Annotated in this window: 6 protein-coding genes; 5 read left to right on the top strand and 1 reads right to left on the bottom strand. The window is 42.0% G+C overall.

Annotation, left to right across the window (positions count from 1 at the left end; genetic code table 11):
• Window positions 1-759: RNA-guided endonuclease IscB (gene iscB, locus WN50_RS01355; protein ID WP_049557549.1), on the top strand; the 759-nt coding region annotated here is incomplete at its 5' end.
• Between the two features lie 94 nt (window positions 760-853).
• Window positions 854-1,897, top strand: coding sequence for a glycosyltransferase family 2 protein (locus WN50_RS01350; RefSeq protein ID WP_046279090.1), 1,044 nt, complete (start codon window positions 854-856; stop codon window positions 1,895-1,897).
• Here WN50_RS01350 and WN50_RS01345 read toward each other — a convergent pair.
• Window positions 1,894-2,298, bottom strand: a complete 405-nt coding sequence (locus WN50_RS01345; RefSeq protein WP_046279060.1) for a hypothetical protein — start codon at window positions 2,296-2,298, stop codon at window positions 1,894-1,896. The two genes, WN50_RS01350 and WN50_RS01345, sit on opposite strands and share 4 nt — an antisense overlap.
• 351 nt (window positions 2,299-2,649) lie before the next feature.
• On the opposite strand from WN50_RS01345, the gene WN50_RS01340 reads away from it, so the two are divergent.
• The 3 genes from WN50_RS01340 (at window position 2,650) to WN50_RS01330 (ending at window position 6,631) form a co-directional block, all read left to right on the top strand.
• On the top strand, window positions 2,650-4,374 hold the full coding sequence (locus WN50_RS01340) for an ABC transporter ATP-binding protein (protein ID WP_046279091.1): 1,725 nt from the start codon (window positions 2,650-2,652) through the stop codon (window positions 4,372-4,374).
• Window positions 4,375-4,543: 169 nt separating this feature from the next.
• On the top strand, window positions 4,544-5,725 hold the full coding sequence (lpxB, locus tag WN50_RS01335; protein WP_046279061.1) for a lipid-A-disaccharide synthase: 1,182 nt from the start codon (window positions 4,544-4,546) through the stop codon (window positions 5,723-5,725).
• 219 nt (window positions 5,726-5,944) lie between these two features.
• A complete protein-coding gene (locus WN50_RS01330) occupies window positions 5,945-6,631 on the top strand; it encodes an endonuclease I family protein (protein ID WP_046279062.1) in 687 nt (228 codons plus the stop codon).
• The last annotated feature ends 23 nt before the right edge of the window (window positions 6,632-6,654 follow it).

Below are 6,654 nucleotides of genomic sequence, written 5' to 3'. Positions count from 1 at the left end.
ATTGAATATCAACAGGGAGAATTGCCGGGTTATGAAGTGCGTGAATATCTATTACAGAAGTGGAGTCGTCAATGTACATACTGTGGTACAAAGAATACCCCTCTCCAAATCGAGCATATTCACCCCAAATCAAAGGGAGGAACTAATCGGATTTCTAATCTCTGTATTGCTTGTGAATCTTGTAATACCAGTAAAGGAACTCAGGACATTAAAGACTTTCTTTCTGGAAAACAAAATTTATTAAAACAAATCTTAAGCCAAGCAAAAACGCCCCTAAAAGATGCGGCGGCGGTTAACTCTACTCGCTGGGCTTTGTTTAATGCTTTAAAAGCGACTGGATTATCTGTTTCTACTGGTTCTGGTGGACAGACCAAGTTTAATCGAACCCGATTAAATATTCTAAAATCTCATTGGTTAGATGCAGCTTGTGTTGGAAAAGTTGAATCTCTAAAAGTTTTAACGAAACAACCTTTGCTGCTCAAAGCGATGGGACACGGAACTCGTCAACGATGCCGAGTAAATCGGTTTGGATTCCCGGTTGGACACGCTCCTAAAGCTAAGTTCTTTCAAGGATTTCAAACAGGTGATATCGTAAAAGCTGCTATCCCAAAAGGGAAGTTTTCTGGACATTATGTTGGGCGTATTGCCATTCGATTCCGTCCTTCTTTTGTTTTGCAACTTCCCAACTCTAAGTTTGATGTTCACCCTAAATACTTGATTCCTGTTCAAAAACATGACGGATTCTCCTACTCCTTTTAACAATGATTCTCGCTCCGCTCAGTTTTCTTTGGGCGGCAATTTCTCTCCCGCTAACCCTGTCGGGTATAACGGGAGTCCCCTTGCCGCATCTCAGATGGATATTTTACCAACTCCATTAGAGCAACCATCAGCGCATTCTCTATCCTCCGAAACTGTCAAACCCCTCAATGTTTCTATTGTTGTTCCGATTTACAATGAGGTCGAAAGTTTACCTAAACTGATTGAGGCGATTCAAGCCAGCTTAGAGTCCACAGGTCTCACTTATGAATTGATTTGTGTCGATGATGGTTCTCGAGACGGATCAACCGATCTCCTCAAACAACTCGCTGCCATTAACCCCATTTTAAAAGCGGTGATTCTCCGACGCAACTATGGTCAGACTCCGGCGATGTCGGCGGGATTTGATCAGGCTCGCGGAGAGGTGATCATTACCCTTGATGGAGACTTGCAAAATGATCCGGCCGATATTCCCATGTTGTTAGATAAATTAGCGGAAGGCTACGACGTGGTGAGTGGCTGGCGCAAAAACCGACAGGATAAGGCTTTAACACGATTACTTCCGTCCAAGATTGCCAACTGGATCATCGGACAGATGACCAACGTTAAACTCCATGACTATGGCTGTTCTTTGAAAGCTTACCGGGCTGAAGTAGCGGCGGACCTCAAACTCTATGGGGAGTTACACCGATTTTTACCCGCTTTGGCTGTAATTGAAGGGGCGAGAATTACAGAAGTTCCTGTGCGTCATCATGCGCGTCAGTTTGGTAGCAGCAAGTATGGCTTGGATCGCACTTTCCGGGTCGTGATGGATTTGTTGACGATTTCCTTTATGAAAAAGTTCTTGACTCGGCCGATGCACGTCTTTGGGTTACTGGGTATGGTGTCGCTGTTGATTGGTGTTCTTTCTGGACTGTACTTGACCTTCCTCAAATACGGTTTGGGTGAAAGCATTGCCGATCGGCCTCTGTTGATCCTAGCAGTTTTACTGACTTTAACCGGAATTCAACTGTTTAGCTTTGGCCTATTGGCTGAGGTGTTGATGCGAACCTACCACGAGTCTCAAAATCGACCGATTTATCGAGTTCGAGAAGTGGTCAGCGCGACCAACTCTCAGTCACAGCGTCCCAAACATTCCTAGTCAGTCTCCTGATCGACCTCTGAAGGAATCGGAAAGATTTTACAAGCCATGTGACTGGGTGGAACGTTAGGAGAAGGTTCAGGTTTTTCTGAGGCGTTCAAACGGTTTACTATTTCTTGAGGGGGAGCAATGCAAACTGCTACTTGTCCTACTCCTGCCATAAGGGTGCTGACTCGCTGCAAAATTGAATGAATCTCTTGAACTAATTGTTCAGCTATCAGCCGAGAGGGGGCGATGATCAAAAAGGTCTTCACTCCTGTCGGACTCGGTGCCATGCCATAGCTACATTCCCCGAGTAGGGTTTGTGTTGCTAGGTTCAGGGAATGATGAAAGCGATTGACTAAAGCTTGATAGAAAGATTCGCTCAGAGCGCGATTGTTGAAAATTGGTTGCGGCAGCATAATTAAATCCCTTGTGCAGTACATCCTCTGTTGCAGCGTTTTCAGCCTCTACTCTTTGATTTTAACATTTATTAACATATTTGCATCAAGTAATCATTCGCTGACTCATTTCACCCTAGAGTCCTCACCCCTGGGACTTCTGAGTGAAGGCTTGAAAGAGCTAAATCTCTGGAAAAAAAATAAAAATCACCGTGAATCTGACCTTCCTTGACCCTATTTTTGCGTGAATTTTGCCCGATCAATGATCAACTGTCCTTTCAGGCATTGACAGAAGGAAAAAATCCTGAAAAGCTAGTCGCTAATAACAGTTATTTTGGCGAATCTCCTTCGGAGACGCGACGCAAACACAATTTGAAACAGTCGTCTTCCTACTGGCAACTTCTCCCCTTTCTCCGTCCCCACTGGCCAACGATCTCGAAAGCTTTGGTTTGTACCCTGGGGTTTACAGCATTCTGGCCCTTACTCGCCTGGTTGGTCGGCAAAATTGCAGGTTATATTGGTCAAGGCAATGTTAGTGCGATCGCCCAATTTGCAGGTGTTACTGCGATTATTTTTCTGGTTCGGGGTGGGGTTCAATACGCTCAAGATACGTTAATGGCAAAGGCGGCTTTAGCGATCGCTTTTGATTTGCGAAAACAGGTTTATACCCATCTCCATCAACTCAGTGTCGGTTATTTTGAAACGGCTAAAACAGGCGATCTTTCTTACCGTCTCACCGAAGAAATTGATCGGGTCGGGGAAGTGATTTATAAGTTTTTTCATCAGTTTATTCCCTGTATTTTACAACTGATTGTAGTTTTAGGCTACATGATTTATATTAACTGGCAACTCACCCTCGCAACGTTCATTATTGCGCCATTGATGGCGGTCTTAATTGGTTGGTTTGGAGAAAAGTTACTCAGCTTGAGTCGCCATAGTCAAACCCGTATTTCTAACTTAGCTTCTTTATTAACAGAAGTTTTCAACGGGATTCGCTTAGTACAAGCTTTTGCCGCCCAAGACTATGAAATTGCTCGTTTTTCTCTAGAAGCAGAACACAACCGACGAGCCAAATATCGCGCTGAACAAATCAAAGCCCTTCAGTTTGTGGTGGTTGGTTTTTTAGAAGCGATGAGTGTAGTCTTTCTATTTTTATTAGGAGGTTGGCAAATCTCCCAAAATAATCTCACGGGAACCGAGTTTATTAGCTATGTTACGGCTGTTGCCTTATTAATTGATCCGATTGGTTTAACAACCAGTAACTACAGCGAATTTAAACAGGGTGAAGCTTCTTGCGATCGCCTATTTGAACTCTTAGCCATCCAGCCAGAAATTAAAGAAAAATCAGATGCGATTATCCTACCATCCGTTCAAGGAAAAGTAGACTATCAGAATATTGACTTTGCCTATATTCCGGGAAAACCTGTCTTAAAAAACCTCAATTTGCGGGTTCAAGCGGGAGAAATGATCGCCTTAGTGGGGGCTTCTGGGGCCGGGAAAACAACATTAGTTAATTTATTACCTCGATTTTATCATCCCCAAGCAGGTGAAATTTTAATTGATGGAATTAATATTCAAGATGTGACTCTCAGCAGTCTGCGACGACAAATAGGGATTGTTCCGCAAGAGGTGATTATTTTCTCGGGAACGGTGGCTCAAAATATTGCGTTTGGTCAGGTTTATTATGATCTCAAAGAGGTACAAATGGCGGCAGAAATTGCCAATGTTCACCAGTTTATTAGTCAACTTCCCGAGGGCTATCAAACTTTAGTGGGGGAACGGGGGGTGAATTTATCGGGCGGACAAAGACAGCGAATTGCGATCGCCAGGGCGGTATTATTAAACCCAAGAATATTAATTTTAGATGAAGCCACTTCAGCGTTAGACTCAGAATCTGAAGCTTTAGTTCAGGAGGCTTTAGAACGATTAATGGAAAATCGAACGGTTTTTATTATTGCTCATCGTTTGGCAACGGTACGACGGGCTGATCGGATTTTAGTCATAGAAGGCGGTAAAATTATGGAGTCGGGAACCCATGATCAGTTGCTTGAAAAAGGTGAGCGATATGCCCGATATTATGCTCAACAATTTAGTTAATGATATGAAATACTTCAATGTTGGCTACAGAAGTTTGGGAGAAAAACAAACTGTCAGCGTAGGGGCGGGTTCTGAAAAAATTTATGTTTCCTATCAATAATCTAGATCAACCCGCCCTCTTGTCTATGAGCTTTTGTAGCCTTATTTTTTAAATTTTAGCATCAATAACATGAAAATTTTTATCAGTACAGGTGAAGTGTCTGGAGATTTACAAGGGGCGATGTTAATTGAAGCTTTGCACCGTCAAGCCGATATTTTAGACCGAGAATTAGAAATTATTGCATTAGGCGGAACTCGCATGGAAAAAGCGGGTGCAGATCTTTTAGGAAATACTTTGAGTATGGGTTCTGTCGGGATTTGGGAATCTTTGCCCTATGTGTTTCCGACTCTAAAAATGCAGCAGCAAGTTGAGCAATATTTACAGCAAAATCCTCCTGATTTAGTTGTTCTGATTGACTACATGGGGCCGAATCTTAAGATAGGCAATTATATTCGTCGTCATTTTTCTTCGATTCCGATTATTTACTATATTGCTCCCCAAGAATGGGTGTGGTCATTGGGTTCAGGAAATACCGCCGAAATTGTTAAAATTACAAACCGATTATTAGCCATTTTTCCTGAAGAAGCCCGTTATTTTCGAGAAAAAGGAGCAAATGTAACTTGGGTGGGTCATCCTTTAATGGATCGAATGCAAACCGCCCCCAGTCGAGAACAAGCGAGAACAATATTAGGTATTAAACCGGATGAAATCGCGATCGCCCTTTTACCTGCTTCTCGTTGGCAAGAAATCAAGTATTTAATGCCTGTGATGTTTGAGGCAGCGAAAATGATTCAGTCAAAATTGCCTCAAGTTTGTTTCTGGATTCCCCTCTCATTACCAGAATACCAAGATTCCATTGAAAAGTCAATCCAAAAATACGGTTTAAATGCTAAATTAGTCACGACTGACTCTGATCAAAATCAGACTTTAAAGGTTCTAGCCGCAGCCGATTTAGCGATTACGAAATCAGGAACGGTTAACTTAGAAATTGCGTTGTTAAATGTTCCGCAAGTCGTGATTTATCGGGTGAGTTCGATCACGGCTTGGATAGCCCGAAATATTCTCAAATTTTCGATTCCGTTTATGTCACCGCCCAATTTAGTCCAAATGAAATCGATTGTTCCCGAATTACTCCAAGAAGAAGCTACACCTGAAAGGATTGTTGGTGAAGTAATGGAACTGTTAAACAATCCCCAAAGACGACAAAAAATGCAAGCTGACTATCAAGAAATGCAACAAGCTTTAGGAGAAGTAGGCGTTTGCGATCGCGTTGCGGCTGAGATTTTAAACAATATATCGAGAGAAAATTAAGCGTTTTAAAAGCGATATTCAAGTGAACTTATAGAATTATACTAGGACAAGCTGGCGATCGCCTGTTATCTGTACCCGCCAAAACCAAGCTAAAGATTGAATTTATATTTTTCTTCCGGTATGACTCAATGCAGCCCCGAAGTAGACAAAAGATTTTGCAAATACATCTGTTTAACCTGACAACTCCATTTCACTCTCAACTCTAAAATTTTTGGACTTATGAGAACTATTGCTGTTGCTATCTTGCTGCTGATCCTATCGTTTACGACACCTGCTTTTGCGGATCAAACTAAAATTCCCAACTACAACAAAGCCCAAGATTTATTTTGGGGAGAACTTTATTCAAAAGGTGGTGAAGATCTCTACTGTGGGGAAAAAATAACCCCTGGTGATCGTTCTTTTAATATTGAACACGTTTATCCTGCTTCCTGGATGAAAGAAGCCGCAGGTTGTGAGGGAGTTTCTCGCAAAAAATGTCGTAAAGCGAGCGCTCGCTTTAATCGGATGGAAGGAGATTTACATAATCTCTATCCTTCTTTAACTTATTATAACAGCAAACGCTCCAGTTATAGCTTTGCAATTATTCCCGGAAATTCCACAATTCAAGGCTGTGATTTTGAACTGAATGGTAAACAAGAATCTGTTGAACCTCAGCCCATTTCTCGCGGAAATATTGCTCGTTCTATCTTTTACATGAACAAAGAATATGGGGCTAAAATTGCGCCTCCGGGTGGTGATCCTGAATTGAAAGACTTATTAACAGCTTGGCATTGTGCTGATCCTGTAGATGAAGCTGAACGAGTTCGTAATGATCGCATCGAACAACTACAAGGAAATCGTAATCCTTTCATCGATAATCCCGATTTAATTTCTTGTTCAAATATAAAACAATTCCCGGAAGACTAAGCCTGAAAAAACTCAGATATCAA

The organism is Limnoraphis robusta CS-951 (assembly GCF_000972705.2).
The sequence above is the reverse complement of the archived record's forward strand: the minus strand, read 5'-3'. Positions and strand labels throughout refer to the sequence as shown.

Coding starts and splice junctions, on each gene's coding strand:
- lpxB (WP_046279061.1), top strand. CDS start 4,544: ATGAAAATTTTTATCAGTACAGGTGAAGTGTCTGGAGATTTACAAGGG.
- WN50_RS01330 (WP_046279062.1), top strand. CDS start 5,945: ATGAGAACTATTGCTGTTGCTATCTTGCTGCTGATCCTATCGTTTACG.
- WN50_RS01345 (WP_046279060.1), bottom strand. CDS start 2,298: ATGCTGCCGCAACCAATTTTCAACAATCGCGCTCTGAGCGAATCTTTC.
- WN50_RS01350 (WP_046279090.1), top strand. CDS start 854: ATGGATATTTTACCAACTCCATTAGAGCAACCATCAGCGCATTCTCTA.